Source organism: Gordonibacter sp. (assembly GCF_036667095.1).
Taxonomy (GTDB): Bacteria; Actinomycetota; Coriobacteriia; order Coriobacteriales; family Eggerthellaceae; genus Gordonibacter.
Window position 1 is genome coordinate 1 of the sequence record NZ_JAVWUP010000324.1, and the last position, 2130, is coordinate 2130.

Annotated in this window: 3 protein-coding genes; 2 read left to right on the plus strand and 1 reads right to left on the minus strand. The window is 61.0% G+C overall.

Features of this window, described 5'->3' with window-relative positions; translation table 11 throughout:
• Positions 1-514, plus strand: a 514-nt coding sequence (locus RR842_RS14230) for a VanZ family protein (protein WP_332730240.1), incomplete at its 5' end; no start/stop codon positions are given.
• A gap of 216 nt (positions 515-730) precedes the next feature.
• Here the strand turns inward: RR842_RS14230 and pyrE are convergent.
• Positions 731-1408 carry an orotate phosphoribosyltransferase gene (pyrE, locus tag RR842_RS14235; protein WP_332723253.1) on the minus strand — a complete coding sequence of 226 codons (678 nt, stop codon included), beginning with the start codon at positions 1406-1408 and terminating at the stop codon, positions 731-733.
• A 272-nt stretch (positions 1409-1680) separates the two neighbouring features.
• Here pyrE and RR842_RS14240 point away from each other — a divergent pair.
• On the plus strand, positions 1681-2130 hold a 450-nt coding region (locus RR842_RS14240; RefSeq protein WP_332730241.1), incomplete at its 3' end, for a hypothetical protein.

Here is a 2130-nt window from a genome sequence, read left to right on the forward strand (position 1 = left end):
GCGGCGCTTCCTGGAAAGTCGTGCGCTCACGGTCTGCCTGATGGCTGTCTACCTCGTCGTCCTGGCGTGGGTTATCCTGCTGAAGATGGAACTCTCCCTCGATGTTGTGGGCACGATTCGCAGCGTGAACCTGATCCCTTTGGCGGGGGCCACGGTGATAAACGGTGCCACCGACTACCGGGAAGTCGTGCAGAACGTTTTGGCGTTCGCTCCGTTCGGCCTGTACCTGGGTATGCTCCAAGGCGGCCGGTCGCCTTGGCGAGCCCTTGCCGCTATCGCCGCCGTGAGCCTGTCTTTTGAAGCGCTGCAATTCGCGTTCTCCCTAGGGGCTACAGACGTTACCGACCTTATCGCGAACACTCTCGGCGGAGCGCTGGGACTTGCCCTGTACGCGCTTGTTCGCCGTGCTCTCCGATCGGAAGCCCGCGTCCTGCGCATAGCCAATGCCGCGGCCCTTGCGGTCACCGTGTTCATGCTGGCGCTCGTCGGTTTGCTACTGGCGGCCAATTGGTAGAGACCGTGTCGGTTGGTTTGTGAGGCGAAGATAGAAGGGCTTACGCGCACGACATTCCAGTCGTTCGACCTATGCGACGGCGCGAGGATCGCCGCGGGCTAGCCGTATCCGCTGAGGTTCTTGCGGGGTAGAAACGGGCCGACTTGACGGTTGAGGCGCAGGTCTTGTCTGTCCGGCCCGTCAGGTCGGCCCGTTTCTGTTTTTGGACAGGATGGCCTACTTGGCGCCGTATTGCTCGTAATAGGCGTCGAGGGCGGCCTTCACCTCGTCGTCGATGACCACGCGTCCCTGGCACTCGCGGTTGAGCAGGTGCTCGGTGACCTCGGCCATGTCCACGATGGACGCCGTGGGGAAGCCGTAGCGCTCGCGCACTTCGTCAAGCGCACACATTTCGCCGCCTTTGCCCACTTCCATGCGGTTCAGCGACACCATCAAGCCCACGACCTCGACGTTCGCTTGCGACATGAGGATGGGATGCGTCTCCTCGATGGACTTGCCCGACGTGGTCACGTCCTCCACGATGATCACGCGGTCACCGTCTTCTAAGTTGCTGCCCAAAAGGATGCCCGTGTCGCCGTGGTCCTTGACCTCTTTGCGGTTCGAGCAGTAGCGCACTTCTTTGCCGTAGAGCTCATGCAGGCCCATGGTGGTTATGACCGACAGGGGGATGCCCTTGTAAGCCGGTCCGAACACTACGTCGAAATCGAGGCCGAAGTTGTCATGGATGGCTTGCGCGTAATAGCGTCCCAAGCGATGCAGCTGCTCGCCGGTCACGTAAGCGCCTGCGTTCATGAAAAAGGGGGACTGGCGACCGCTTTTTAAAGTGAACTCACCGAACTTCAGAACGTCGCTCTCCACCATGAACTCGATGAATTCCTGCTTGTAGGCTTCCATAGGATTCCCTTCTTCTCCGCGCCGAGGCGCGTGCCTGCGGTGCGGCGCTCGGCGCCGCGTCTGCTCGCGTTCCATGATACTCGATTCGGCAGGAGAGGTGCGCGGCGGTTTGCGGGCCTCAGGTCGGCGGCGGAGAGAGCTTTCTGCCTAGATGCACTTGACAATTACTAGACTATATCATATATTAGTGAAGGTCTGAAACACAAGAAGAGGCGCCCGCCATCCGATCCCCCGTCGTGTGGTGGGCGCCTCTCGTTTGCGGACTTTTTCACGTGGGTAACCGACAGGGTGAAAAATCTCACCGCTATGTCGATTGCGGCACCTTCGAGCTCTCGATGGGCGAGACCAAAGTGATGTCGGGCACGTCGTTTCAGGAATGGTATTCGGACGTTTTCATTCCCGATATGTCGGACGAGCCGCGCTACCGGGGCTCGGAGCTGCCGGGTAAGGCGTTCCTCGTCACGGTGCATGCCAAGAACTTGTCGGCGACGGAGAGCCTTGAGCTGCCTGTCCGCACGCCTTGCGCGCTTAGCCTATGCCGACGGGCGCTCCGCGCGTCCTTGCAGGACAAGCTGCTTGAAGGTGGCAGCCTCATCAGGAAAGACGTTGACGGCGCGGACAGGGCGCCGGCCGCCGCCGAAGGTGCGGATGGACGCAGGTTCGCGCAGGACTATCCAGCAGGGTTCCATGCCCATGACGCCCAGGTTCAGGCGCTCGCGCTT

Bases quoted from the DNA above. Each gene is read 5' to 3' on its own strand.
- pyrE (WP_332723253.1), bottom strand. From the start codon at position 1,408: ATGGAAGCCTACAAGCAGGAATTCATCGAGTTCATGGTGGAGAGCGAC.